The 25,949-nt window shown below is 57.4% G+C and carries 36 protein-coding genes; 32 read left to right on the forward strand and 4 right to left on the reverse strand.

From position 1 onward, the window contains the following. The first annotated feature begins 6 nt into the window (after positions 1-6). The 32 genes from BFE01S_RS07495 to BFE01S_RS37830 all read left to right on the forward strand — a co-directional run bounded on the left by BFE01S_RS07495 (position 7) and on the right by BFE01S_RS37830 (position 18,698). Positions 7-198 carry a hypothetical protein gene (locus BFE01S_RS07495; RefSeq protein WP_028224948.1) on the forward strand — a complete coding sequence of 64 codons (192 nt, stop codon included), beginning with the start codon at positions 7-9 and terminating at the stop codon, positions 196-198. Positions 199-207: 9 nt separating this feature from the next. Next, positions 208-498, forward strand: coding sequence for a hypothetical protein (locus BFE01S_RS37795; protein WP_042337310.1), 291 nt, complete (start codon positions 208-210; stop codon positions 496-498). Then, positions 499-1,182, forward strand: coding sequence for a DUF4145 domain-containing protein (locus BFE01S_RS42845; RefSeq protein WP_084169618.1), 684 nt, complete (start codon positions 499-501; stop codon positions 1,180-1,182). 27 nt (positions 1,183-1,209) lie between these two features. Continuing rightward, positions 1,210-1,347 (forward strand): hypothetical protein, encoded by a 138-nt coding sequence (locus tag BFE01S_RS44070; protein ID WP_156966931.1) that lies wholly within the window; start codon positions 1,210-1,212, stop codon positions 1,345-1,347. Between the two features lie 79 nt (positions 1,348-1,426). Next, positions 1,427-2,131, forward strand: a complete 705-nt coding sequence (locus tag BFE01S_RS37800; RefSeq protein WP_245621054.1) for a transposase — start codon at positions 1,427-1,429, stop codon at positions 2,129-2,131. A gap of 29 nt (positions 2,132-2,160) precedes the next feature. Further along, positions 2,161-2,346 (forward strand): hypothetical protein, encoded by a 186-nt coding sequence (locus BFE01S_RS07515; protein ID WP_028224950.1) that lies wholly within the window; start codon positions 2,161-2,163, stop codon positions 2,344-2,346. 10 nt (positions 2,347-2,356) lie between these two features. Next, entirely contained in the window at positions 2,357-2,689 is a 333-nt protein-coding gene (locus BFE01S_RS07520; RefSeq protein WP_028224951.1) for a hypothetical protein, read from the forward strand. 22 nt (positions 2,690-2,711) lie between these two features. After that, positions 2,712-3,242 (forward strand): hypothetical protein, encoded by a 531-nt coding sequence (locus BFE01S_RS37805; RefSeq protein WP_042337313.1) that lies wholly within the window; start codon positions 2,712-2,714, stop codon positions 3,240-3,242. Between the two features lie 24 nt (positions 3,243-3,266). After that, positions 3,267-3,743: a DUF6998 domain-containing protein gene (locus BFE01S_RS37810; protein WP_156966932.1), complete on the forward strand. Its 477-nt coding sequence runs from the start codon at positions 3,267-3,269 to the stop codon at positions 3,741-3,743. Between the two features lie 202 nt (positions 3,744-3,945). After that, the gene (locus BFE01S_RS37815; RefSeq protein ID WP_169742604.1) at positions 3,946-5,895 is read left to right on the forward strand and encodes a helix-turn-helix domain-containing protein; all 1,950 of its coding nucleotides are present in this window, start codon (positions 3,946-3,948) and stop codon (positions 5,893-5,895) included. A gap of 8 nt (positions 5,896-5,903) precedes the next feature. Next, entirely contained in the window at positions 5,904-6,161 is a 258-nt protein-coding gene (locus BFE01S_RS07540; protein WP_042337316.1) for a hypothetical protein, read from the forward strand. A gap of 231 nt (positions 6,162-6,392) precedes the next feature. Further along, a complete protein-coding gene (locus BFE01S_RS07550; RefSeq protein WP_156966934.1) occupies positions 6,393-7,211 on the forward strand; it encodes a hypothetical protein in 819 nt (272 codons plus the stop codon). A gap of 103 nt (positions 7,212-7,314) precedes the next feature. Then, a complete protein-coding gene (locus tag BFE01S_RS07555; RefSeq protein WP_028224955.1) occupies positions 7,315-8,220 on the forward strand; it encodes a DUF4238 domain-containing protein in 906 nt (301 codons plus the stop codon). Between the two features lie 14 nt (positions 8,221-8,234). Next, complete coding sequence (locus BFE01S_RS07560) at positions 8,235-8,576, forward strand: hypothetical protein (RefSeq protein WP_042337317.1); 342 nt, start codon at positions 8,235-8,237, stop codon at positions 8,574-8,576. Positions 8,577-8,646: 70 nt separating this feature from the next. Further along, positions 8,647-9,402, forward strand: coding sequence for an Abi-alpha family protein (locus tag BFE01S_RS41810; protein ID WP_052420806.1), 756 nt, complete (start codon positions 8,647-8,649; stop codon positions 9,400-9,402). A gap of 73 nt (positions 9,403-9,475) precedes the next feature. Beyond that, positions 9,476-10,237: a hypothetical protein gene (locus tag BFE01S_RS07570; RefSeq protein ID WP_042337318.1), complete on the forward strand. Its 762-nt coding sequence runs from the start codon at positions 9,476-9,478 to the stop codon at positions 10,235-10,237. Positions 10,238-10,277: 40 nt separating this feature from the next. After that, positions 10,278-10,976 (forward strand): hypothetical protein, encoded by a 699-nt coding sequence (locus BFE01S_RS07575; protein ID WP_028224958.1) that lies wholly within the window; start codon positions 10,278-10,280, stop codon positions 10,974-10,976. A gap of 22 nt (positions 10,977-10,998) precedes the next feature. Then, a complete protein-coding gene (locus BFE01S_RS42850; RefSeq protein ID WP_084169620.1) occupies positions 10,999-11,253 on the forward strand; it encodes a hypothetical protein in 255 nt (84 codons plus the stop codon). Then, complete coding sequence (locus BFE01S_RS07585) at positions 11,250-11,870, forward strand: hypothetical protein (RefSeq protein ID WP_028224959.1); 621 nt, start codon at positions 11,250-11,252, stop codon at positions 11,868-11,870. Before BFE01S_RS42850 ends, BFE01S_RS07585 begins: the two co-directional genes overlap by 4 nt. 13 nt (positions 11,871-11,883) lie before the next feature. Then, complete coding sequence (locus BFE01S_RS07590) at positions 11,884-12,510, forward strand: hypothetical protein (protein WP_156966935.1); 627 nt, start codon at positions 11,884-11,886, stop codon at positions 12,508-12,510. A 91-nt stretch (positions 12,511-12,601) separates the two neighbouring features. Beyond that, positions 12,602-12,769 (forward strand): hypothetical protein, encoded by a 168-nt coding sequence (locus tag BFE01S_RS44075; RefSeq protein ID WP_156966936.1) that lies wholly within the window; start codon positions 12,602-12,604, stop codon positions 12,767-12,769. Positions 12,770-12,799: 30 nt separating this feature from the next. After that, the gene (locus BFE01S_RS07600) at positions 12,800-13,063 is read left to right on the forward strand and encodes a hypothetical protein (protein ID WP_156966937.1); all 264 of its coding nucleotides are present in this window, start codon (positions 12,800-12,802) and stop codon (positions 13,061-13,063) included. Between the two features lie 75 nt (positions 13,064-13,138). After that, positions 13,139-13,561 carry a hypothetical protein gene (locus BFE01S_RS37825; protein WP_052420807.1) on the forward strand — a complete coding sequence of 141 codons (423 nt, stop codon included), beginning with the start codon at positions 13,139-13,141 and terminating at the stop codon, positions 13,559-13,561. After that, positions 13,562-13,837 (forward strand): hypothetical protein, encoded by a 276-nt coding sequence (locus BFE01S_RS07610; protein ID WP_028224962.1) that lies wholly within the window; start codon positions 13,562-13,564, stop codon positions 13,835-13,837. 12 nt (positions 13,838-13,849) lie between these two features. Beyond that, positions 13,850-14,146 carry a hypothetical protein gene (locus BFE01S_RS44080; protein WP_156966938.1) on the forward strand — a complete coding sequence of 99 codons (297 nt, stop codon included), beginning with the start codon at positions 13,850-13,852 and terminating at the stop codon, positions 14,144-14,146. Between the two features lie 40 nt (positions 14,147-14,186). Continuing rightward, positions 14,187-14,426: a hypothetical protein gene (locus BFE01S_RS07615; RefSeq protein ID WP_028224963.1), complete on the forward strand. Its 240-nt coding sequence runs from the start codon at positions 14,187-14,189 to the stop codon at positions 14,424-14,426. A 264-nt stretch (positions 14,427-14,690) separates the two neighbouring features. Next, on the forward strand, positions 14,691-14,939 hold the full coding sequence (locus tag BFE01S_RS07620) for a hypothetical protein (protein ID WP_028224964.1): 249 nt from the start codon (positions 14,691-14,693) through the stop codon (positions 14,937-14,939). A gap of 160 nt (positions 14,940-15,099) precedes the next feature. Next, positions 15,100-15,459, forward strand: coding sequence for a hypothetical protein (locus BFE01S_RS07625; RefSeq protein WP_156966939.1), 360 nt, complete (start codon positions 15,100-15,102; stop codon positions 15,457-15,459). Positions 15,460-15,476: 17 nt separating this feature from the next. After that, positions 15,477-16,223: a hypothetical protein gene (locus BFE01S_RS07630; RefSeq protein ID WP_156966940.1), complete on the forward strand. Its 747-nt coding sequence runs from the start codon at positions 15,477-15,479 to the stop codon at positions 16,221-16,223. A gap of 10 nt (positions 16,224-16,233) precedes the next feature. Then, a complete protein-coding gene (locus tag BFE01S_RS07635; RefSeq protein WP_028224967.1) occupies positions 16,234-16,782 on the forward strand; it encodes a GNAT family N-acetyltransferase in 549 nt (182 codons plus the stop codon). Positions 16,783-17,045: 263 nt separating this feature from the next. Continuing rightward, positions 17,046-17,402 (forward strand): hypothetical protein, encoded by a 357-nt coding sequence (locus tag BFE01S_RS44085; protein WP_156966941.1) that lies wholly within the window; start codon positions 17,046-17,048, stop codon positions 17,400-17,402. Between the two features lie 141 nt (positions 17,403-17,543). Then, complete coding sequence (locus tag BFE01S_RS37830; protein ID WP_042337320.1) at positions 17,544-18,698, forward strand: hypothetical protein; 1,155 nt, start codon at positions 17,544-17,546, stop codon at positions 18,696-18,698. A 212-nt stretch (positions 18,699-18,910) separates the two neighbouring features. On the opposite strand, the gene BFE01S_RS07650 is transcribed toward BFE01S_RS37830, so the two are convergent. The 4 genes from BFE01S_RS07650 to BFE01S_RS07665 form a co-directional block, all read right to left on the reverse strand. Continuing rightward, entirely contained in the window at positions 18,911-20,593 is a 1,683-nt protein-coding gene (locus tag BFE01S_RS07650; protein ID WP_052420809.1) for a hypothetical protein, read from the reverse strand. A gap of 884 nt (positions 20,594-21,477) precedes the next feature. Continuing rightward, positions 21,478-22,914 (reverse strand): ATP-binding protein, encoded by a 1,437-nt coding sequence (locus BFE01S_RS07655; protein WP_028224970.1) that lies wholly within the window; start codon positions 22,912-22,914, stop codon positions 21,478-21,480. A 3-nt stretch (positions 22,915-22,917) separates the two neighbouring features. Then, a complete protein-coding gene (locus BFE01S_RS07660) occupies positions 22,918-25,410 on the reverse strand; it encodes an Hsp70 family protein (protein WP_028224971.1) in 2,493 nt (830 codons plus the stop codon). Continuing rightward, on the reverse strand, positions 25,407-25,781 hold the full coding sequence (locus BFE01S_RS07665; protein ID WP_028224972.1) for a hypothetical protein: 375 nt from the start codon (positions 25,779-25,781) through the stop codon (positions 25,407-25,409). The genes BFE01S_RS07660 and BFE01S_RS07665 overlap by 4 nt, the downstream gene beginning before the upstream one ends. Positions 25,782-25,949 lie beyond the last annotated feature (168 nt).

The following is a 25,949-nucleotide window of genomic DNA, read 5'->3' on the forward strand; positions in this document are numbered from 1 at the left end:
TCTACTATGACCACGAAAGCCGCTGCATATCATTTCTTCCTCAACGCGTTGTCGCGCAGGATTGTCCGGATTCAACACGCTTTGGATGAGGCATCACCGGGCTCTCCGCAGATGTCGGGACTTACCGCGCAATTGACCGAGACGCAGCGGTTGCTTGCGGCACTGGACGATATCGCGAACGCAGTGGTTGATGCATAGGAAAACGCAATGCGAATCACGCTCGACAGTGCCAAGGCGATCTATCGCAAGGCGATTGACTCGCGCGCAAGTGACGGCGAAGGTGCGGCATGGTGGGATGAGGTTGCGGACGAAGTTCGCGACGTAATCGCCGCACGCACGTTGAGTGATGCGGCGGTGGTGATCGGATGGTGGCATCACGACTGGGCAGCGGCATCCGACACACCGCGCGATGCGGCTAGGCGCATACGAGAGGCCGGCCGAGCGCTGCGACTTAACGCACAGGAAATTGCCAACGATACCGGCATCGAGGAAAATTGAATGGCAACGATAAATCAAAATGGACACGTGCAGGCGCGTTGTCCAACGTGCAGCGGTGCGCTAACCTCGTTCCAGATCGGTGATCCTCAACGTGGGCACTACGGGCAGTTGTTCCGACATCTGGAAGGCGGGGGCGTTGAAACCTACAGATTGGCATGCTGTTCTGGATGTGGCGCGGGCGCATTGATCACGCTCCTGAATGACGGACGCCACACGACGCTCGAAGATTTTTACCCCGAAGCCGAGGAGCGCCACACTTTACCCGCGAGCGTGCCTGACGGGATCGTCAACGAGTTTCGAGAAGGTGAAGAGTGTGCGGAGGCAGGGTGCTATCGGGCTGCGGCTGCATTGTTTCGATCTGTCCTTGATAAGACGCTGCGGGCTAACGGGTACAAGCTCAAAAGGGGAACGCCGCTTGAGCAACAAATCGACCTGGCGGCTGAAGACGGTGTGATAACTGCGTCACGACGCAAGCGTGCCCATGATGAAATTCGTACGCTTGGGAATGATGTTCTGCATGATGAATGGCGCAAGGTACTACCGGAAGAAGTGCAAACTGCCAAGGACTACGCGGCAAGGCTACTGCATGACTTTTACGATGACCGTGAGACAGTACTATCCGTACTTCGTGCGAAGGGGCGTGTTTCTGATGGCGACAAGCTCGTCGATCGCGGCCCTGAATAACCACGGAAAACGGGAAAGGAGAAACCCATGGCGATTTTCAACTTGCGTGTACGACGCCGTCCGTTCTCTGGTAGGGCTGAGGACAGTGCACGGCTCAACATCGTCGCCGGCGCCTACAAAGTCACTCACGAAGGGGATACGCTCGTCTTTGCCGGTACCGACTAGCGCACGCGCATAACTGTCAATCTTCGCGACTACCCTGAGATCGGCTCGTTTCCGGACGCGATCGAACCCAACACGCAGATTGAGCTGGTGTTTTAAGAAAAACGCCGAAACGTTCGGCATTGACAGCATCGATTTCCATATGATACTTGACGAAGTACGCAGCCAACTACCTGAATTCGAGCGAGGCGTCGCGGCTGTGGCCCAGGAGGTCGGAGATCATAAGCCTTGTGAGATGATCTACATGTCGGTCTTGCGACAGCTCGTCCGCTATGAGGCGCTTGGCGCCTGTCATAAATACTCTGCAATCCTGTACTTACTTCTGGCGGAATTCGAGGCTCGGTTGTCCGCCGAGGCCGCACAGGAGGTGAGCTTGCGAATCGGTGTCGTGTCTTCTCGGTATGGTGGCAGGTTCGATCATTCATGGGTCCAGTATGGACCCTTTGTATACGACCCCACGGTCTGCCTGCCGAGCGAAGAGGGTGGCAAGACGGACGGTCCGGTCTTTGCCTCGCACGATCTACTCACCGGACAATACGTAGATCTGCTTTACACGGAACTGGCGGCTGAACCGCTAGACGAGGTCGCGCATCGTGTGGCCGGGTGGTCGCTGGAGGACTATTCCGATCACATTGCTCAGGAGGGTATCCCGAGCCTGTGGGAAATTGCCGTAGAGATCGGGGCGCAGATTGGCTTCCCGCTGAACGCCGACATACTTCGTGCAAAGTATGGAGCGACTCGTCGCACGCACGCCGAGGCGACCGTGGTGCACCGGGAGCAGGCGTGAATTTGTCGGTCCGGATGACCAGGAAAACAATGAACAATCAAAGTCACGATACAAAAGGTCTCGAGCGCGAGCTAAAGGCTGTGCTCAGGGCGATCGAATCTGCAAAGGTGTCCGTTGCTAACGAACTCGGAAAGGGCGGTGACATGCCGTATGCATACAGTCAGTTGCAAGACGCGGAGCACAAGCTCACACGTGTGTTGCGCGACTTGAAATAGGAAAATACGAATGTACAACGCTGCCGCACAATCTACCGCAGTTCATATCGCCAGTGACCTCGCCGAGGTGTTCAACAAGGTCTACGGCAACATCAAAATCGACGATTTTGCATCGCTCGATACGGTGCTCCGAGAAATCGCTTTGCGGGCAGAGCGTGAACTTGGTTCCTGCGGAGCTCTGACGGAGAATCGCCGAAAGTTATTGGTTGACGCCCTCGCGGAGCTCGCGCATGCACACGAAGCTGCGCGTGCCCAGCACCTGATCGACATGACGAATGCACTGAAGCGAGCCGCTGGCCACATCAACGCTCTCGTCGTGGACGTGATGACCAACATTGGGTGACAAGGAAAAGTCTCCGACAACTATGATCGCGACTGCCCCTCACATCTTCAACTCGAACGAGCTGTGGACTCTCGGAATCGCGGCATACGCTGCCTTCATCTCGACGTTCGTGCTCGGGTGGGATGCATACAAGTGGCTCCGATCCGGCCCGAGGATCATGTTGTCGGATTCAACCGGGATGAAGATGGTCGGTGGGGGAGTCGAAGATCCTCGGACCTACGTGACGGTGACTGCGCTGAACGTCGGCGACCGTCCGACGTCAATCACGAACCTCGGAGGAATGTATTTCGAATCATGGTGGCACGCCTACGTCCGGCGTCGAAAGCCAAAGCAGGCATTTATCATAACGGAGCCCGCACCAGCGCAACGCATACCATATCGGTTTGATGTCGGAATGCAGTGGATCGGGATGGCCGAACAGACCGACGAGATCGTGCAAATGGCACGGGGCGGATACCTATGCCTGATCCTGTACACAGCAACTGGTGGTCGGGGGAAGTGGGTACGCGTAAGAGGCCCCGAACGGGTGAACAATGGTGAACAGCACGACTAGGAAAACAGCACAGGGGAGGCCTGAGTGTTGATAGAAATGCCGAGCGTCGTCCGTGATTTATGGTGCGCGCAACAAGCGCTTGCTCTTCACTACGCAAGTACGGGCCTGAAGTTTACACTTGACGGCCGGCTTGTGGGTGACATTGCAGAAGCGTTGGCCCTGCATCACTTTGACTTGGTGGTCCCGAAAAAGCGGACCAAAGGCGTTGACGCTCTGACCAGATCCGGGCGGACGGTACAAGTCAAAGCTACTGGGCGGCCGAACGCGGGTCCCGCTTTCACGCGCGGGCAAGGCTTCGCTGAATACCTCCTGTTCCTTCGCATCGACTTTCATGCGGGCACTTCATCGGTCGTCTACAACGGACCCGAAGCACCAATTCGTGCTTTGTTGCCCACCGAATGGGAAGGCACCTACGTCGTCAACCTTGCCGGTGTCATAGAGGCCGCGCGCACCGTAGCGGACCACGAGATGTTGCGGAGTCGGCTTACGAGTCTGGTATAGGAAAACGGAAAAGAGAAAAGGGCAAGCTTCCGTGAAACCACTGCCGCGTACCGCAATTCCTCGCTCACTTTGGCTAGACATCAGCACCCGCGCCAGATCGCGCCGCGCTGCGTTAGAGCTAAATTTTGCAGAGATGGCAGAGTTGGTTGGAGTCACAGGGCCGACCATTGCTCGATGGGAGTCCGGTGATCTCCCGGACAGTATGCGAACGACCAAGCTAGAGGCGTGGGAGGCGGCACTGCAAGCGCCAGTCGGCTGGCTGCTCTCACCAGAGGACAAGGTCCTGCCAGATCCGATCATTATCCTTAGGGTACCGATCGAGTCCACTACCCGGCCCGGATATGTTGAAATTCCAGCGGACAGCGGTGTCGGACTCGGTTTACGGGCGCGGACGCGCCGCGTCAATCTGGGACTCTCCCGCGCGCGCATCTGCGAGCTGATTGGCGTATCAGTGGCAACTCTAGTGAAGTGGGAAAGAGACGAGTTACCTCGCACTTTGCGTGCGGACCGTCTCCTGGCCTGGGAGAACGCTCTCTTGGCGCCGGCAGGCTGGCTTCTTTCCGCTCAGACTGCCGATCTGCCGCTTCCGGAGACGGGCCGACTGAGGGTGGTCATCACCGCTGAGACGTTCGCCGACGCGATTCGAGAAATTGCGCTCGTCGCGCTCCACCGCGGCTGGGATACGGCACTGGAGAGCATTCCTCTCGACACGACCAAACAACGCGCTGTTGATCTTTTTTCCCGTCGCTATGGCGTCAGTGGGCCTCATGGCACCACGTTGACTGAGCTCGCCGCCCCCCACGGGATCACCCGGGAGCGAGTCCGGCAGATCGTCGAGACCATGATCGAGCGGTCCGCAAGATATGAATTTGTGGTCCCAATCCTAGAATCACTCAGGCAGGCCTGCGTTCCTTTTCTACCATGTCCGGCGGCTATGCTGACCGAGAAGGTTCGCCCCCTGTTAGGATCTCAGTTGACGATCGAAGACGCATGCTCGTTCGCTAACGATCTTCTCGGCACGCGAATTGTCCGATTGAGCGACGCCGTGACGGCAGGAGTTGGCCCGCGCATCGAACGAATCGCTTGCGGGCTCAATAATGACGACGTCGTGCCGATTGATAGTGTAAAGGCGATGCGAAGTGCCGCATACGCAATGATCCGGTCGTGCGGCGTTGCGCATATGGCGACGGTTGCCGGCACCGTAGCGCTGGAGGGCCCGGAAGATCCCTCGCACGTGCGGGCACTAATGTCGGTAGAGGGGTTCGAATGGCTCGACGCGGACAAAAGCTGGTTCTGGTTTGGACCAGAAACCCCTTCGAGAAATATCCTGCTCCACGTTATACGCAAGGTGTTCTCTGTCGCGCGGGAGCGTGTCGACATAAGCGATCTCATGGCAGCGCTGATCCGATACCGAAACCTGACCGCGAAGGCTGAGTTCGAACGTGATCGCTCGCTCATGCTGATCCCGCCTGTGCATATTGCACGGGCAGTTCTGGAGCGCATCGATTGGCTTGAGGTCGTCCAGCACGACGACTACCGTGCCACCAAGAAGCTCAATCCGGCAGAGGAGTTGGCCGAAACGGAGCAGCGCCTCGTGGCCGAACTTGAAAAATGCGGCGGCGTTGCAAGTCGCCACGAGTTGCGAACTGCGCTTCCAGATGTCAAGCTGATCATATTTTCCGTTTCCCTGAGCAACACACCGACGATAAGACTCGTCTGCAGAGGCATCTACGCTTTGGTCGGGTGGCCGCTGAATCCAACCGCATTTGCGCGGGCGGTTTCGCCGAGCATGGCAAACAGAATCGACGTTCGTCTAGATCCCAATGGCACGGTGAGCTTTCCATGGGTTCTCACTGAGTTCGCGGCGGAAAGCAAGGCGTGCCTAGTTCCAGCGGCTGGGGTGCCGCACATACCTGCCGGCCCATATTGCGTTGCCGATTCTGATCTGACCGTGGACTGCGTGAACCGTTCCTCAGGGGCCACCGTCATCAACCGACTCGTTCAGGTGATGCTTGCCCAAGGCTATGATGTAGGTGACGTGATAAGAATTACCATTTATACCGCGAATAGAACGATCGTCCTCGCGGCAGACGATGTAACGAACGCCGAGAGCGACGGACAACAAGTAATTGCCGAGGCGAATGGCGAATAGGAAAAGTGATGGATCTCTACAGTATCGATGTATCGGCGCTCGGCGACACCGTCTGGGTGACGGGTGACGACGGCTCATGCGTAGGTCGATTCAGCATGCGTTTCGGAATCGACGTACATCGGACCGTGACCGAGCAGATGGCCGGCGCGGATCAATGTTTGCATTGCACGCACGAGGCAGCGGGTGCGGTTGAATGGCAGGAGTTTCGCGAGGCCATTCGGCGGCACCACGGAATCGAAGTTCCGGTCGACGTAATCCGGTTTTGAGCAAGGAAGGCAATGTGGAAGTTGAAGTCACAGTCGATGGCCGAACATATGTCGCAGAGGTTCACGAGGTCGATGGCGCTGTCACGGTTATCACGGACGCTGGAGGTATAGAGGCGACTACCATCGGTGGCAGCAGGGTCGAGTCGATCGCGCGAACGATGCTCCTACGGATCGCGCGGACGAGCAAGGCCCAACCGAAGGCTCAGTGACAACGGAAAACGGAAGATCCTCGTGATGACCACTCTGCACGCATTGATTCCCGATGTGGACGTCCTGCTCGCGCTTGCGCCTGAGGAGCTTGCGCCCATTCTCATACGCCTCGCCAAGCAAGCCCGCGTGAACAATAACAATATGCTCACACTCTCATTGGGAGCCATCATGAAGAGCTTTGTTCCGGTGGGAGTTCTGTTCGCGACGATAACCATCCCAGCCTTCGCCGGGCAGGAGAGCACGGGTTCGATAGGCTTAGGGGACTACGCAACGTGGGCCGGCGCAATTGTCTCCGTAATCGCCGCGATTTGGGCGGGGTCGGCTGCGCGTCGCGCAGAGCGGCTCTCCGAGCATGCCAACGAGATAGCGTACAACGCTTGGATTGATCAGTACTTTGACGGCGTTCGCATTTGGGCAGACGAAGTAAGCAACACGATTCAAATGGGTTTGCATGTTGGGAAGTTAGCTCCGTCGAAGGATCGGGACGAAAGGCTTCTCTCTATTCGAGCTACCCTAGCTTCGCTGACAGATCGGGGACGTTGGCATTTTCCGAACGAATGGCAAGAAAAATATGGTACGCACAAAGCACCTGCGTATAGGGGCTTCCGTCAGCCTGTCGTTACGTCTGTAGTTAGAGCGTACCAAGTGCTGCAAAAGATTGATAGCCTTCCGGATGGGGCCTTGAATGAGTTGATGGTTAAACATCAACGAGAGTTTGTCAGCGCCATTCAAGAAGTACTCGACCCGCGATCGAGGGCAAATGAGGCGCAGCGGATTATCAAGCGTTTTGCAGACGTGGAGCGCATGCGAAAGCCAGCTAAACCTCCGCTCAAACAATAGGAAAACGTTGGGCAGGCGATCACCAATGCTAGCGGTGCTTCTTGTGATGTTGCCTACCTGCCGAAAGACCAGTTGAGAGGACGGCCACAGTCGTCCACGTGAAATGGAACAGAAACCAAATACAGCCCGCCAGAAGGGACAGCCTTACACCGACAACCATTATGTTCCGAAATTTCTTCTGGATGAATGGTGTGTTCCGGACCCCAAGCGCGACGACGCACGGTTTTTGCATGCAATCGGGCACGGCTACGCAGGGCCGGCCATCGTGACGCGAGTACCAAGGCGCGTTGCAAACTCGCCATTCCTTTACGGGATTAGGCTAGAAGACGGCCACTTCACCACGCTTCTCGAATCGGGTTATTTCACGCCGAAGATCGATACTCGTGGTGCGGCGGCACATTCGAAGCTTGCGTCTCTCGGTGTCGACGGCCTGAGCGAGACGGAGCGCATGTGGTGGGCCAGGTTTCTCTGCGCGCAGATGATCCGAGTGCCCAGCATGGCAGAGAGGATGCACGAGTTGCTCGAGCACGATAGTGCGTTCGAAGGCGCTAGCGTAGAAAGCCTGAAGTATGGTCTCGATTCCGATGAAGAGGAGTTGATCGATGAGGTTGTTGATAAAGTGGGGGCGAACGTAGTGATCCACGCGCCGGCGTGGTTCCCCGTTACCATCGCAGCCCTCGTCAGAACACGTCCGTTCCTCACAAGCCATTGGTCAGTTCGCGACGTCCCCCCGCTGGGCAATGAGTTGCTCCTTAGCGACAATCCTCTTATTCTCAGTTCTCGCGAAGATGACGAAGACTTCATCTGCGTACTTCCACTTACACCGCGAAAACTTTTCATCGCCGCGTCTCCACGATCGGCTGCTGACAAACTGAGTTCGGTCGAGATTTCGCAACTGGTACGCGAGACGAACGAGTTCGTGGTGTCAAACGCGATGAAGTGGGTCTTCGCGACGGATGATCGATTGGCCGACTTCGTAACGAAGCATTTACCTCTGGCGCGGCAATAGTTCTCCTCGAAAAAATGAAGCAAGGGCTGACGTGCACGCCGCACCCGATCGCAGTCATACTCGCCATCGCGGGCCTCATCGTGGGCCTGATTGCGGCGTGGTACTGGCTTCGCTCGGCACGCGTCCCACTAGATTTCCCCGAAGGCGAGACTTGCGATCCCGACGCGATCGAACCGGTGGAACTGGAACTAAAGGCGCTCACTTGGCACGTGGAGCAGATCCAAGCGAATCAAGCAACGTGGGAAGCACAGGTCCGAGCGAGCCGGAAGATAGGGCGCTTGAACGCGATCGCTGCGGTTCTGACTGCGTTGGCCCTCGTGCTCAGCACAGCGTCGGCTGTGATCGGAGCCTCGTGATGAAGCGCGTGCTCTGGGGCACGGAGAGCAAACCGACTAACGGCTAGGAAAATACCGCAAAGGCACGCATATGGATGAACTCGAGATGTTCAAAGCCGTCCCATCGGACGTTGTTAAAGCAGCCTATGACGACGCCGCTTCGGGGGCACTGAAAGAGGCCGGAAAGATAGGTGAGGATCTAGTTAAAACAGTTCGTCTGGTGCTGTTCCCGCTGCAGTATACCGCGGCGCTTCAGGACAGACTTGCGAAGCATCTCCGCAGGGCGATTGACCGCGTGCCGGAAGAGCGTCGAATTGCCCCGGTTGAGTCTCTGGCATTGCCGATTGCGGAACAGTTGAGATTCCATGACGAGAAAAGCGTCATCGGCGCTATGTTCGTCAGCCTTTTGTCTCGCGCGATGGACCGAGAACGTGTCGGTGAAGCACATCCGGCATTCGTGCAAATTGTTGGCCAGCTTGCATCCGACGAAGCGGTGTTGATTCAGCAAATTTCTGCAGCGCAACCCTCAGCCTATATGCGACCGCCCAAGAAGGGCGTAGCAGTGCTGGTTAAAAAGGAACGCGAGGCGTTGATCGATGCTTCGAGTATGTCGGAAGAGCAGAAGCGACACTTGCAACGTGTTGCCGTGCGGCCGGAAGAACTGGCGCAACCCGAGTTGGTGTACACGTATATTGAGCATTTGGTGTCCTTAGGCATTGTCTCTTATACCAACGAACCTTGGAATGAGGGATTCAAAGGTGCGAAAGGTGCCAGCTTTGATTTTTGGTTCGTGGGCCTCAATGGGCTAGGCGAATTGTTTCATCGTGCTTGTCTCGCTGACGAGTAGGAAAGCATGGGTCTTGAAAAGCGGTTCTGGGATGGCCTATGCTCGTCCCCTTTAAATACCTTGAGTCACCAGCATGATTAGCTATCGCACCAGATTGTCGCTGTGCCAGTTTCTCGCATTACAGGATGCCTATGTCTGCACGGTGCTGCTCAACAAAGCCGGGGTGGACGAAGAGCTTCATCCGGCCATGCTGTTGCGCGGCCTGACGCATGCCCTAACAGGTGCCGGGCAAGTCGCGCTGATGCAGGTGCTCGATGAAGTGGTGCGAACGCAAGGCGATCTGCGCTCCCCCGTCAGTCCGAAGCATCGTTTTGACGAACGTTGGTCGGATCTCGTGCAATGCCTGGTGCTGGATGGGTATCTGATCGAAGGTAAGCAACTGCGCGCGGGCGCCCCCTCCATGGGCGACGCGGCACCCATCGACGACGACCTGTTGCACGAACTGTCGACCTGCGGGACACCACGCGCTAACGACATCATTCGCAGGATCAATGAATCCAGTGACGCCTTCCGGCGTACACCGCCCAACTATAATGCTAGCCTGAACGACGCGCGTGTAGCGCTGGAAACGCTGGCCGTGGACATCGCCCACGCACGGAGCGCACCAGCAGGAGGGGGCTTTGAGCCCACCAAATGGGGATCGGTGATCCAGTATCTGCGCAGCTCAGGCCTCATCACCCTCGAAGAAGAACGCGGCCTAGCGGGGGTTTACGGCTTCATCAGCCCGGGCTCGCACCGTCCTCTGGGCGTGTCGGAAGAGCAGATGGCACGACTGGGCCGATCGCTGGCATTGAACTTGTGCTGGTTCCTGCTGAAAAGGCAACTGGCAGCATAATCACCACAGTGGCGTATGCGGCAATCCAACGGAAAACAAAATGGGATCTTGGGTAGACGTCGCAACTGTCATTTTGTCGTCGGCGGGCGTCAGTGCTGCGCTTTCCTGCGCACTCGTCTGGCTCGCGCGGACTTGGATCGGCGAGCGTCTACGGAGCGCGATCCAGGCTGAGTATGCGGCGAAGCTGGAGACACTCAAAGTTCAACTGAAAGCCGAGGCGGACACTCAGCTCGAATCGCACAAGGCCACGCTCAAAGCACGAGGTGACGTTGAGCTCGAGAAGCTCCGCTCGGCGCTCGCTATCAGTGCTGCCGTACAAAGCACGAAATACGGGGGGCTGGTGCAACGCCGCTTCGACGCGATCGCAGCTATACACGGACAATTGCTTCGGTTCCATCAGGCTGTACAGCAATTAGTTCAGGCCATCGAATTCTCGGGCGGACCGAGCAAAGAGGATCGCGCTCGTGCGGTGGCGGACGCCTTCGAAGCGTTCGATGCTGCGTATCTCCCGCAGCGGATATTCCTGACGCAGAGCACATCCGAACGGATCGACCAGATTCGGCAGTCGCTAGTGAGTAGCGCAAACCTGTTCAACTTGGTGATATCGCGACAGCAAAATATGGCCGAAAAGTGGATCGAAATCGAGCAGCGCGTCTCGAAGGAAGTTGCCTTAGCCATGGCAGAGCTCGAACGCGATTTGCGCGCGTTGATGGGCGATGCCGAAGCGCAGACTAGTTGACGCAGGAAAACGGGGGAGACCGATGGATCTCTACAGTATCGATGTATCGGCGCTCGGCGACACCGTCTGGGTGACGGGTGACGACGGCTCATGCGTAGGTCGATTCAAGCGTTTCGGAATCGACGTACATCGGACCGTGACCGAGCAGATGGCCGGTGCGGATCAATGTATGCATTGCACGCACGAGGCAGCGGGTGCGGTTGAGTGGCAGGAGTTTCGCGAGGCCATTCGGCGGCACCATGGAATCGAAGTGCCGGCCGACGTAATCCGGTTTTGAGCAAGGAAAGCAGGGCGCAATTCGGGATGGGCGAGACTAAAAATCGTTACCAGTGCAGGTGGAAACAGGCCGATCCTGAACTGGGCGAAGCCGGTCCGCAGATGCATTACTGGGTTGATACGTGCCCCCAAGAGGCCCATTGGCCAGACAGCGGTGTGATGCGGTGGGATTTGCGACCGGATGACTGGCATGAAGTTTGGCCGGAGCTTATTGATCATCCTTGTGCGATTCTATTCGCGCCTATACACCCGCATAGGGATGGTCCGCCGCGATTCAAGGACTGGGTCAGCTCGTGGCCTGAAGGGTACAACTGGCAGGCCAATGTTCATGAGCATTTGCATGCGCGTGTTCTCGCAATCCTCGAAGGCGGGAATGTGGACATGGCAGAAGAGAGCAAGCAAGTCGAGCCGGTCGCGGCCCAGGTGGATAGAGAGTGTGCCGCGCCACCTGGCTCGATAGCCTCTCCTGCAACGACGGATATATGCCGAGCAAAGTTGTCAACGCTTCAGATTGCGGCGATAGACGCATTCGAGACGGCCTTGAGGAAAAAACTGATCTCCAATACAGAGTGCCTGAAGTTGCTGACCGATTGGCAAACCCGAATCAACGACAACTAGGACAATAGAGTTTATGGTTGAGTCAAACGAAGCCTCGATGGTGTCCCAACGACCGTGGGGAAGAGGATTGCACTACGCGTCCCTGCGTTTTCTGCGGGTAGTGCTTTGGCGTCAAGGGGCGGCCTCGAACGATGTCGTTGATAGCCTTGCTGCGGAGCTCACATCGGTTGCAGAAGAGCACGCGGAATGGGCAATAGAGCAGCGAGGTGATTGGGAGATAGTTGCTCGAGCGATCGACTACATGGCGGCGATCCATGACGGCCCATGGCAGGGTAAAGTGTGGTTTGAATATACGCTGCGCGTTCTGATGGAGGTGGCGGTGCCGAACACCGGTCTCGACGAAGATGCCGCGGCATTCCTCGTCGACCTCCAGCGCGGGGCAAACGAGTCATACCAACGGGCGCCGGTAGCGAAGTCGGAGCTCCGCGTAACAGACGAAGTTGCGGCAATGGTGACCACGTTCACTGAAGCCGGGTGCGAATACGGGCTCGTTTCCGATCTGCTGGACATGTGCGAGGGCATCTTTCACGGCGAGGCGATGGCAGAGGAGGATCGCTACACATTGCTGGTTGCAGCGACAGCCGCTCCATTTGTTCGGCAGGAACGCAAAAAGCGAAAGATTGACAAAGCCGACGCGTAGGAAAACAAGGAAAGACATGACGCTTCCAGCCAATAGCTATCTTTGTTGGGATCACGTGACCTGCGAGCATTGTGGGTCACGCGATCGTCCGATGGGCTACAACGACAATCAGTCGAGCGACTTCTATCATGCCTGTCAAAAGTGCGGCCATCGATGGGTTGCGATAACCGCTGAGGAGGAGCGCGCCGCCGCCGAAGAGCGGATGAAGGATGCGTTGAGCACCGGTTACACGCGCGACCATGGCGAGCAGCCTGACTAGGAAAACAGAAAAAGACAGGGGCTAGAGGCGATGAGCAATGTAAAACGGTTTCCAGGATCGAAAGAGAGACGCAAACGCCGTGACTTGAACGCGGGCAAGGTTGTCTGTCAAGTTTCAAATCGTTGGCTGCAGTTTCCAGAACGCGCTGCGAACGTCGCGGGCGAAGCCTTCATGATCGTCGATGTAATGACGCTCGATACCAACGACGAGCCTCGAAAGCTCTGCGAACTGGTGCTGACTAAGGAAGACTTGAGCGCGATGTTGATGCGCATTGCGGTCGAAGATCAATCGTAGGAAAGCACGTAGCGCGCGAGCGCCCGCCTCTCCGACCGGTAGTCGGACAATGAAGAAGAAAATAGTTGGGTAGTCATGCTGATTTCGATCGACACACTACAGGAGATCACCTACATCCCGCACGAGAGGGAATATCAGGCGTGGAAGGCGATGCTATCGGACGAGCAGTATCGCCAGATCGAAAGCGAGATCGCCACTCGCATCGGCGAGTGCGAGGTGCATACCGCTGGATGGCTACCGGGCAGCGACTGGTCCGACACACCGTTCGATCCGATCTGGTCGATCGCCTGCGAACGCGACCATGTCGCATCAGGGCTCTTTTTCGGCCTGATCGTGTGGGTCTTCATGCAGAAGCACGGCGAGGCATGGGCATTCGGAAGATACGCGAAAGATGGCGTACCGATCCGCAGCCTGACCTATTCCGCGTGTCGTTACAGCGGCCGCTGCGCTGACCGCCCGCGCCGGCAGCTAATAGCCCGGAAAACAAGGGATCATTGAATGCATCTTTTCGCGCTTGCACTGGCCGCTATCGTGTTTGCATTCGGAATTGCAGCCGCATGTTTCTGGTGGAAAGCGAGTCGCGTATCGCCGGTTCCAGATTCGGAAGGTGGCTTGGCACCGGTTATTCCTGAACTCGAGCAACTGGGGTGGAACGTTGCTTTCATCGAAGCGGCTCAGAAGTCGGGCGCGTTGAATTGTACTGCCGCGATCTTGACGGCGATTGCGGTCGTGTTGACGACCTCTTCAACCATCGTCGGGCTGTTGCCGCTATAACGGAAAACGAGAGTGACTGACATCGAGCTTAAACCAGGTACCAAGGTCCGCGAACGCGACAAACGGCAGGTAATGACCGTCAAAGGACAAGCCGGCCTCGGGGCCGTAGCGCATCGTTTTGGAAGCAGTAAAGTAAACCTTGCCCACAAGGTGGTATGTGAGTGGCTTACGTCGAAGGGCGCGCCGCGCAGCAAGGGCTTTCTCGTGTCGGCGCTTGAGGTCGTGGCCGACTCCGGCGCAAACGCCAACCAAGAAGTCGCTCCGCCAGCTGTTGGCACAAACCGCCCGCTCTGCAAGGCCGGCGGATAGGCCGATCAGCGGGTAACCAACATTTCAGGAAGGAAAGCGAATGGACAAAATTACGCCTGGTCAGGATGAGCTAAAAGCGCTTGCTATCGCGCTAGCGCCTTTTATGGCAGCGGCTGCTCAAAGGCGGCATTCGATGGTTCATCTCGAGCTTGATCCCGCACAGCTACTCGGCCTTCCCACCGCGCGGGCGAGTGCTGGTCGAATGCTCGTCGCGGTTGCCGGCGGACCGTCCATCGAGTTTTTGGCAAAAGCTATTGAGCTTGCTCAGAGTCCGCAGTGAACCCTATCGGAAAACAGCAATGAAGGAGCTTTGCCCTGCGCGCGGCCATCCTAACGGAAGCTCATGGGTGCCGCACTACGAATTACGCGGGGACGAGTTGTGTCCCGCTCGTGGCCATCCCGGCGGAACGTCGTCGGTGCCACATTTCGTGATTCGCGGCGGTGACGTATGTCCCGCGCTCGGTCATCCGAGCGGTAGTTCCTCGACGCCGTGGTATGTGCTCCGCGGTTGAGTTTCACTCAACGGAAAACGAGGAGCGGAACAATGACACGCGATGAGATTTTGATAGCGGTGGATGCTGCCTTTGGCGCCAGTGCATGGGCGGTGGTGGGATCGTGGTCCATAATGATTGAAACAGTGCCGCAGCGACAACTCATCATCGCCGACACTTTGGTGAAAAAGCTCACGGACGGCGAAGTTGACGCTACCGAGTTCGAGGGCATTCTTCACGAAGCGCAAGGCGGTCGTTGGACGCCGAGCAAGGACGGCTCGCTCGCATATCTTTTGAAATAGGCTCTCCATCGCCCGACGCAAGGCATAGAAAAACAACAGGCGCCGGCTATGCCGATGCCGCAAACGAGGGGCAGAGACTGTGGACGTTGGGCAGGAACATTATGTTGTCGATCATAGCGACGAGGTGGTTGAGACGTCCGGTCTGGGGCCGTGTATCGGTGTGGCGATCATCTACCAGGGTCAGGTCAGTCTGATCCACACAGCAGGCGCGGATGAGGTCCCCACTTTTGGCGACTTCTGCGAAGCCGTCGACCAGGTGATTCCGCAGGAGGAGTGCTCATCCATTAACCCGATCGTCGCGGGTGGCGACGATAGTGAGCTTCCCGAAGACGCAGTTCGAAAGCGGGAGTATGTCCTCGCCAAACTTCAGGACATGGGTTTCGGTCTTCCGCAGGTGATATGGTGCCCACGCCAACATGCGCAAACGATCCTTGTGGACTGCATCCGCAAAACTGCGACGCTGGAATGCTGGAACCCTGTAACTGACGCCTATCTACCGTCGGTGCAGCTAAAGTTTTGAACGGCTCGGGAAAAAACGTGAACGTGCAAGTCAATGCTGGCGAATGTCGAATGTGTTCCACTGTCGGTCCATTTGTAAAATCGCATATCGTGCCAAGTGCCTTCGTGAGCCCGTTGCGGCCTGAAGGTGAGGACGCAGCGGTGCGCATGTATCCGACAGACGGTCGCGCGAAGAATGTGTGGACCGGGGTTTATGGCCGATTTCTCTGCCCAGAATGCGAGAAGCTTATGCAGCCGTGGGACGACTACGGCACGGAACTGTTTCTGCAGGAACCTCGCGTGGCGCAGGGCCCAGACGTACTGCTTGTCGGTGACGGTACCTTCAACTATCAAAAGTTGAAACTATTCGTCATGTCGATGGTGTGGCGCGCGTCCGTGTGCGGACACGAATATTTTGCTCGCGTGCGCCTTGACGAGCGCGAAGATGAATATCGCCAGCGGCTTCTTGATTCCGACCCGGGTACATCGACTGACCCGCGAATCATCATCTACAAACTGCGGTTTCCGTTCGGTCCAGTCGCCTTACAACCTTGTGTATATACACTCGGTGATGCGGAATTCATCATGATCTATTTCGGCGAATTTGTGGCCTACGTTCAAGTTGACGGTGGCACATTGTCCGCGGCGGCAGAAGAACAGGTAATCAGCGAACAAGATGCGGGCCCTCTCAGAGTTGCCTGTCGAGATCTGTACGACTGGGAACTCGCCGGTATACGGGAGGCCGCTAAGGAGCGCTTCAGGTTACAGACACGCTCAGGAAGTTAGGAAAACACCCATGAGGCTTGTAAAGCCGCTTGACCGGCAATCCCTCATCCGCATCCCCTCTGCGCTGGAGGGAAAATTCTATTTGGGCGGCCCATACGAATTTGACTCACTGCTTCGGGAACCCGGCCTGTTTGGCGATGAGGATGTCGACTGGCGCCCAATCCAGATCGCTCAGCCAAACGGCGAACCGGTCCGCCTCGCCCAGGTGGACGTGGCGTCTGGGCTACACGATGCGAAGGTCGCTGAGTGGCCAGGTTTCCCGACAGAAGTGCGCTACAGGTTGCGATATCTTTACCGGGACTCGCCCGGTTCAGCAATCCTGGGCGTGGTGGAGTTGAAGGTTTCCCATAAAGTCCTTGGCGTTCAAAACCGCTTCGCCACCGAGTGCACCAAGGTCATTCATACCGTGTATGTGACGCCTTCGAGCCGGGGCAAGGGCATCGCCCGCATCCTGCTCGCCGAGGTATTGAGTGACGCACCCGACGTTCACGTACATCCTCAATTCTCTGAGGAGGGTGCAAGGCTGTTCGGGTTTGATCTTTACGGCAATCGTGCGTGATGAGCCGGAAATCGGGCGCTTCCGGTCTACGATCGGCTTTGCGGGCCGCGCGGCATTCGAGAACCCGCGTAGGCACTCGCAGGAAAACGCTACACGAACCCACCGATTTCCTCATGTATCGTCTGTCGCCGGATCAGTAGCCGTACCTTGCAACCTTGATCACAAAGTCATCGCCTGTGCGAAAAGCGCCTTTCCGGCTTCAGCGAATCGCGCGCCGGCACGAACGAGTAGCATTAACGCGGCAACGCGAGGAAAACACGATCATGAACACCCATGTACCCAATAAAGACGCTCTCGACTATCACGCCGCCAGCGAAGACCTGGATCTGAAAGAGGTCAACGGCTTTTTCGTCGAGGGTCCTGCCGATGTCCTGATTGAACGCCTGCTCGATCAGGTCACTCATCGTGGCCGGGACGCGTTCGAATGCGAAGAGGATTTTCTGCGCGAAGCGATTCGACACTACGCATCAGGAAATATTCACGGCGCAGTGAGTAATGCCCAGTATGCTGCGACGCTGGGTTCGGGGAGGGTGCTTGGCTGGCAGGGCAATCACGATCGCTCGTTGCCACTGCGAGAAGCGCTGAACCGCGCGCGCAACTCACGCTATGTTGTAACCTAGCGTGATTGGGCGGCGTCGGCCACGGCTGCTTGTTCGCCGTGAGGACTGAGGCATAGGACGCGTTGAGGAAGGAAGACAGCCGTCCCGCTCTGTAGGATCGCGGTTTGAGGGCGTGACGATCATAGGATTCCAACCAGATCGATGGAAGTGGCGATAGTGGCAAAGAGAAACCGAGATGATTTTTTGGATTCGACGCGGATGCACCTTGCGATGCGGGCGGGTTTTCGTTGTTCGATGCTCGGGTGCGGCGTTTTAACCATTGGGCCCAGCGACGAATCCGCCGATGCATTTGCCAGCATTGGCGTCGCTTCCCACATTCATGCTGCGGCGCCGGGTGGGCGCCGCTATGACCCGGACATGTCCGTCGGCGAACGAAAGGATATCCGGAATGGTATCTGGTTGTGCGCCTCGCACAGCGTTGAAATTGATCGCGACGAGGCTCGTTACACCTCGGACGTCCTAAGAACGATGAAGGCGGATCACGAGCGCCACATCGCCGAGGAACTAAATTCTGGCCGCGGCTTTCTCCGCGGTTCGGACCTCGTCGCGATCGGTCCTGATATCGTCGTGTTCGGCGAGCTATTGGGCACTTCTGGTCGGCAGTGGTCTGTCCGGATTGACCATTTTGTACAAGGTGACATTCGAACGCTCATTGACTTCAGCGAGGGCTTTCGGAAGCGTGACCCGTTTGACAGCTATTTGATCGTCAATGCGCTCGGCGATGGACGCCAGTTGGCCTCCGAACCGGCCTGGCGCCGAGTCGGTAAATCGTTGGAACTTACCTTTACGGTAAATGACAACTTTCCACGGGCGGATGCCCACGATCTTGAGGCTACGGCTGCAACAGGTCCCACAAACGACTTCCTCATTGAAGGCGGCGACATCGCGACCGTCTCTGGTGTCAACTCCCTTCCACAGCGGATCAAGCAGATACTTTCCCTTCTCCAAGGCGAGTCGCCCTCGAATCCGAAGGCCGGGTCTCGTATCAAAGAGTATCTCGACGATTTTGGTGATTCTCCTTGGCTAGAACGCTGGTTCAAGCTCGATGTCATTCGGCTGACCTGCGTTCCATACCACGATCGGATATTGGACAAGGTGTACACGCTGGTTCCCAGCGTGCGGTACGTCGAGGAGGTGCAAGTCCTGGCGGGTGAGCGCGACGGCGACTGGCAAAAGGTCCGATTTAGGCTAGGCGTGGAAGGCGTTGGTCCCTGGGAAGGTATTGTTCCCATTTTCATGCCGCTAGGGCCAGTTCCCCGCAGACCAGCGGAATGGGACCACATGTCGTTTGACTGAGGCAAAATTCACTGATCGTCGCCGGCTTGACTGCTTCCGGCCGCGGAACGGAAAACAACGACATGACGTTATGCGAAATGCTGAGCACCGTGTTTGCCGTCGCGGCAGTTGGTGCCACATTGGGAATCTTGCTATTGTGGTTTCTGCGAAAGCCGAGGTGAGACCACAAATGGAAGCATCATAAGGTCCGCAGTGCTTGGCGGATTCTGATCTCAGGCCAAGTAGTCACTCAATTTTTCGACGCCTTTTTTGAAGGCGCCGCGCACAACATGCTCCAAGATATGCGCGTTCCAATGGTCGATGTATGAGGCGGTGCCAGACACTTTCTTGTCGTCGCGTGAGGCCATAACGACTTTACCGCTGGCTGACCAAATATGGACATGGTTCCAATCGAGCTTCACTGTGTCGCCGACGCCGAACAGCTTTGATCGCACAAGATACGCGTGCGTGTCGGTTACTTCAATGCTGCCAAAGGATAGCCTCTTGCCCGCCTTGAGTGCCTGCATCATCTCGATAATAAGGCGGACGCAGACCGCACGCCATAGGCAGTCGATGAACTTCGTATAGGTCGCCTCTTTCTTCAAATCGATAAGCGTCGATCCGCTCTCCGTCCCAATGCCAATTTTGTAATCCGTCCCTGTGGGTATCCCGTTGACCGATTTCCGGATTCCACCCCAGCGCACCGCTGTAATCGAGGGAAGCGCGTATGTCCGTCCTTTCCACTGGATTCCCTCGGGGCCAATGGAAAGTTCGTCCTTGAAGAGGATGCCGACATCGGAGCGGAAGGTGATGGAGCTTGCCCATTCCTCGTCTTGCCGCTTGGCATCGATCGCGCTTTGTTTGATCTCAACGATCTTCTCGGCGTCAAGGTCAGCGATTTCAGCGAGTTCGGGCAAATCGGCGAACAACTCCTGCACCAATGCGGTCGTGCGCTCCGCCGATTCAATCATGTCGTGTTCGTTGTTGAGGGTGATTCCCAATGACCGGATTTTCGCCCCCAATCCGAAGCTGGATTGATCGGTCGTGCCGCGTGCCTTGGCGTTTAGTTGGATGGGCTTTGCGATCGTGCACCAAACACGGCTCATCTCCTCAATGGCGTTGATCGCGCCACCGACTTTGGCCTCCCCAAGCGGCGCGAAGTCGATCGCGCTCTGGATTTCCAAAGCGATCCTTTCGGCGCGCGCCGAAAGAATTGGCTCGACCTCTAGCGCGTAGGTGTCGACCAAGTCATCGATCAATGAGAGGGCAGGGTTCCTGCCTTCGTTAGTCGCTTGTCGGACCATCAGTACCATGGATTCGACCAGGCGTGACGACTCCATGCGGTCAAGGGCGCCTTTGATTGCTGCCTTGTAAGCGGTGCGTCGATTGTCGAGTTCGGCTTCGACGGCGGCGCCGTCTAACACCTCCGGGAATCCAGCGATCGCGCGATCCTCATTGATATCGAGCAATGTTGTTGCTGGGTCGATCGCGTCGACAAGTTCGGCCAGTTTGATGGCACGCGTGGCCATTTGATGCGGGGCCAAGTCTTGAGCGAGTTCGAACGCAGCTGCCGTTAAATTCGCCCGCGCCAGCGGTGGAAGCCCTTCTTCATATGCAACCGCCAAGCCGCGCTCCCCAACCGACGCCACAGCTTGCGATGCTTTTTTCGGTGCGACGCCAGGGAGCCACGAGACTTCTTGCGCGAGGCGGCCTTTTGGGTTGGTCAGGGCTGCGCGTGCCTTTTGTGCCTCATCGCCGCCTTGTTCCAGAGATTTCTCGTCCGCGAGCTCGACAATCTTGCGCCGGTCGTCTCGGGTCGTCGCTCCGATTACGCAAAACGCATTAGCGTGAATGCTTGTCCTGCTTATGGATCCAAGGCGTGTTTCCTGCGCGTTGGTGTCAGGCGATGTGCTCATGATGGGCCGTCTCGTGATTTTTTTGACTATTCGCTTCCGTTTCCGCTGTCGTCGCTACCTCTGTTTCCGTTGTCATCGCTGCTATTGCTATCGTCACTGGATGTCGAGGGAGCCGGAATGACGGGCGGATAGACGGGAGCCGGAGTCTCGTAGCGACTGGACAAGTCGGGAACATAGGTCGGGGCCGGTGCGGGCGCCGGTGGCGTGGTTGCGAGCCAGCTCGCGCGCGCCATGCTTTCGATGCGAGAGCGCTCGCTTTCCAACTCGCTAGCGACGCGCTCCTGCGCACCTTGCTGATATCTGTAACTCGAGCAGCGCGAGTTATAGTCGCTGATTTGTGCATTAAACCGGTCCACGTCAGCGCTGTTCGTCACCTCTGTCACGTTGCGCCAAGTTTCCAAACGCATCTTTTGTGCCACGCAGTAAGTTATCTGCGAGTCGCTGAGCAGCAAGCCAGTGCCTTGGGGAGGGAGCGATTCAACAACCAGCGCGGGAGCGTATACCGGGGGTTGCACGGGTGCAGATTCCGCAGCGGGAGTGGGGGGGACATATGCTGGCGCCGGCGAAGCCGGCGGCTGGTCAACGGGCGCAGAAGGCGCCGGCGTCGACCCTGCGTTGTTCGCCGAGTTTGCCCCGTAGATCAGGATAGCCGCGAACGCGACGGCGCCGGTGATCCACAACGCTTTTCGAGCATCCTTTGTTTTTTTAGGAATGCTGTGCGTTTCTCGCTGTGGGCTGTGTGCCGACGGCTGCGGCCCTTGATCATTCAACGCGGGCGGTGGGACTGAGGGCGGCGGCGAGGGCGGGGGTGGGGGTTCCAAATCCGCCAAGCCCGCGAACCCACGCGCTTTTTCCTTTGATCCATCTGTGCTCATGCCCACACCTTATACAAAACCAATGCGCCGGCCTTGGCTTTGGTCGGCGCGCGACGGCGCGCCATCCAAGGCCGAAAGCAAGAACACCTGCTCAATCTTCGATTTACCCGCTCGGGCTGAAAGTCGGGCGCCTTCCCGAACGACGAAAGCAACGTCTGACAGCGGCCTGCCCGCCAGACGTTTCGCGAGAGGGGCCCGGTCCACGCTAGCGTCTTTTGGAAGGTCAGACAGTAGTTTGCTGAGCAGTGCGGCCACTTCTTCCTCTGTGGCAGGAGGGACTTCGATCACGTGGTCGAAGCGCCCGCGCCGCAAGATGGCCGCATCGATCATCTCGATCCGGTTCGTCATTCCTACGACGAGGACATGGTTTCTTCCGGCCTCGGGAATTCGCCGCAGAAACTCTGCCACCTCCTCGACACGATGATGGCTTCCACCAGATCCTGCTTCGCGGTCGGCGAGGAAAGACTCCATCTCGTCGATGACCAGCACGGAAGGAGCACTCTTCATCGCCTTGTTGAAGATCTCTGCAACCTTCTTGCTGGTCTCGTGGATGTATGGGCTCGCGACGCTCGATGCATCGATCTGGAAAGATGACCACCCTAGGAACTCCACGAGCTGCTCGACCGCAAAAGTCTTGCCACAGCCGGGCAGCCCGTGCAGCGCTATGGCCGACGGAAAGCCTACCCCCAAAGCGGCGTATCGCTCTTTGTTTCTCACGATGTCAACGATGTGCTCGTTGAAGAACGCCTCAAGCATTGGCCGGCCGGGCAATGAGAACGGTGCGTCTGAGTCGATGCCCGCATTGTCGCGAAGCATCGGGATTCGATCGGCAATCGCCGGTTGGGGGAGGGCCGCTTGCTCGTCATCGTCCTGCGTCACGTTGGTAAGCGCCACTACTCCGGACGCCGAGACCACATCGGTTAGGTTCGTAGACCCCATCCAACTGAGCATCTGCGACAGACGCCGGCCCGCCGTGGCGGACACTCGTGCGCCCCCTGTAAGCCAGTATCCGAGGAGCACATCGTCGTCAACGCGCGACGTGATCGTATAGGTCGGCAGCAATCGGCTGATGGCCTCGACATAAATCGCATCTTGCAACGGCGACTCGGCATCCGCCTCACGCGTCGCTTTTAGCGCCAGGGCGAAGCTGAGAGCCTCAGCTTTGTTGTTTGGAGATCGGCAATCGTTGACCGGAGCTAACATCTTGCTCGGAGCACTCGAGAGAGAACGGAGCTTGGTAGAGCCGAACGACAGAGGTTTTAATGCCGTGTCGTCAATGAGCCCTGCGGAGACCCATTTTGCATGGAGCGTCTCGTCGACGATAAGCGCTCGGCCGCCACCGTCAGTCGCGACGATCTGCCAGCCGAGGCCTCCATGGAGCAGCCTTCCACAACGTGCTCCGTCAGGCAATTTGTGGCTGATCGGTAGCCAGGCATCTAACGACATGGCCTATCCTACCAAGATGTTTGAACCGGTCAGCATCTGATCATCCCCGCCGAGGCTGATGCGGATCGAGTCCAAATGGTCAACGACGTTTCGCAACTGGTCGATGTCGTTCTTCTCAAGAGCGGTGAGGCCTGCCAAGGCGAGTTGCTCGTGTTCCCGGGCACTGTGGAATAGGTGGGGAGAGCTCGCAAGCCACTTGAATCGGTCGATGACGAACCAGTCCTGGCGGGCGAGAATGTCCCAGTTTTTCCCACGCAATTCGCGCAAGTGCGATTCGAAGTCGCCGCTGTTGTTGGCGATGGCGCGCCGCGCGGTGGCGGCGAGGTTGTCGAATGCAGATTCCTCAGCGGGCCTCGCATGCTTTCTTACAATTTCGTCGAAAATCGACACGCAACTCTCAAGGTCTATTGTGCGAATGTCCCGCAAGTTTGCTCTGCGGGTAAGAGCCAAAAGCTTCTTCGCATCCTGCACGTCATCCATGGCCTGCTTGGCGGATTCAGGATCACCCTTTGTCGCGCCGGTCCTCGCGCTTTGAAGCTTGTCGCGAGCGCGATCGAGTTGAGGATCGTTGACTTTTTTCGCAATAGCGTCGATGCGAGATTCCAGACTGCCCGCGTCGTCCTCGATTAGTTTCGCGGCGTTGGAGTAATCGATCTGACCGTCCTGGCGCGAATAGAAATTGCGGCCGCCATTAAAGTTCGCGCCAATCGACGGGACCGTGACGTCGAGCTCGATCGCTCCGGAGTCATGCGCCTCGTAGTCGACGAGCAACTCCGCTCCTTTGACGATGACACCGTCCGAGAAATCGGAGCCCCGAATCTCGAAGAGCCCAATGAAGCGATTGTCTGTGGGAGGTTCGTCGATCGAGCCCTCGAACAGCTTGAACTTGAGAGAACCCGGAGCCCCGGCCCGCAGCGATTCGTCTGCGCGAAACGTAATTTTCCCCCTCTTCGGAAGAGGGTCGCCCTCGCGCACGATATAAGCCATGATCATGCGGCCGCCAAGCTTCTCGCGTGCCTCGACCCCGATCGAGTGCGAGGCGGGAATGGCGTCGATTTGTGCGGCCGTGCGGGCAATGATGATCTTGTCTTGCGGCAGTGTGATGTGCCCTCCGGCTCCATCGAAGACGAAGACCTTGAAAACATTCTCACCGGGTTTGGCTAGAGGCACTTCAACGTTGGCGCCATCCTTGAGCTCGACTCTTCCAGATGACCAGCCGGTATCGAGGCTGTCGATCTGGAATGCGGCGCTGGCGACAACCTGGCCCGTAGCCTTGGCGACGATGCGCGCTTTCGTGTCGGGCGTGCGCGCAACGTAGTTGAAAGTGAGGTTTAACCCGCCGCCGGATGAAAGTTCCCCACGCCCGCTCTTGCGTCCCCGGCTGTGGCTCGTCCAATCAATGGATTCCGCGAAAACTGCCGCACCCTCCGACACCGCGGTCATCGGATTGACATCCGTCGATGCGGCGATCCCCAGCTCAAAGGCGACCTTATCGCGCAGTGGCTTGTACTGGGTTGGTCCGCCCACGAATACTACGCGGCCCACGTCGTGTGCGGTGAGTCCTGCCTTGTCGAGCGTATCCCGTGCCGCCTGGATGGCTTCTTCGAGTTTATCGGCGATCAGATTGTCGTATTCGGCGCGGGTGACGGGAATATCCAAATAAATATCTGCCCCCGATCTATCCTTGACGCGCAGTTCACTGTCGTCGAGGCTGATGATCGACTCGTCCCTGGCCGAAAGCTCGATCTTCGCTCGCTCGGTCGCCCACTCTGCCATGTGCCGCAATGCGCTGTATTGTTTGTCTAACGAGAAGTTATCCGGCAAGTCGAAGTTTTGCATCAACCACGGCTTGACGACGTTGTCCATGAGAGCGCGATCGAAATCGCGTCCGCCGCACATTGCCACGCCACCATGCGCCAGCAGGCTGACGCGCCCGTTGATGCTTTCCGCTATGGCGATATCCAGCGTGCCACCGCCCAAATCAAAAACGAGGAAGATGCCGTCAGACTTACGCTGGCGCATTACACTCATCACAGCGGCTACCGGCTCCTGCATTAGTGCGACTTTGCCAAGGCCTGCGGACTCCGCCGCAGCCATCGTCGCGTCTTTCTGCATTTGATTGAACGCCGCCGGCACCGTGATCACGGTGCCCGTGTCCGGGTCGTTTCGAATCTCTTCCGGCAGATAGCCGAAGAGCACGCGCAGAATCTCCGCGGAGCACTCTTCGGGCGTCATGACCAGTCCGACCGCCGACAGGTTAATCGGCGTGCTTGTGCCCATGAGACGTTTGAAAAGCTTTGCCGCATTGTCGGGACTGCGCGCAGCATTTTCGTAGGCCCGTTGGCCGAAGTATCTATTGCCGCGCTTATCTACAAAGATAGCCGAAGGCGTCACGTCGTTCTGCTCGGGGCTTTTGTAAAGCCTTACGTTTTCGCCGTCGTAGGTGGTAATCGCGCTGTTCGTGGTACCGAGATCAATTCCAACATAATGCTTCATGTGCGGCTCCTGCTCGCGAGCAACATGGTTCCTGCCTTGACGACACCGTCGGCGCCCATGAGGATCGGCTCGACCATCTGTTCGACGTAAAGCTGTTCGTCCGTCCCGTAGTCGCCGATATTGAGCGCAGAGGCGGCCATTCCAAGGTCGTAGTCCTGGCCCTCGAGATTCACAAGGCGCAGGCCAGCAACCTGAAGGCTCTCGTCGAGCCTCTTTTGGAAATAGCGAAGCTGATTGGCATATCGGCCGGCCTCGCCGGCGTCCAGTTTTGTCAGAACCTTGGCGAAGATTTTTGCGAATCGCCAACTCTCGACGGCAATGTCGATCAATGGCTGGCGATCGACCATTGCACTCTCGATCTCAGTGTCCATGCATCCCCCGCCGCAGAGAGCCGACGCTGTAGAGAGTCGCGGCGTGCCTGCGAAAATTGGTTACAAATTGTTGCAATATTACGTGCGAGGACAGGAGTTGTCGACTGTACGGCTCGCTACAAAATCACTTTTCCAACAGAGAGCTTCGACTTCCCGATTGCCAACATT

The organism is Paraburkholderia ferrariae NBRC 106233 (assembly GCF_000685035.1).
In the GTDB taxonomy this organism is placed as follows: domain Bacteria; phylum Pseudomonadota; class Gammaproteobacteria; order Burkholderiales; family Burkholderiaceae; genus Paraburkholderia; species Paraburkholderia ferrariae.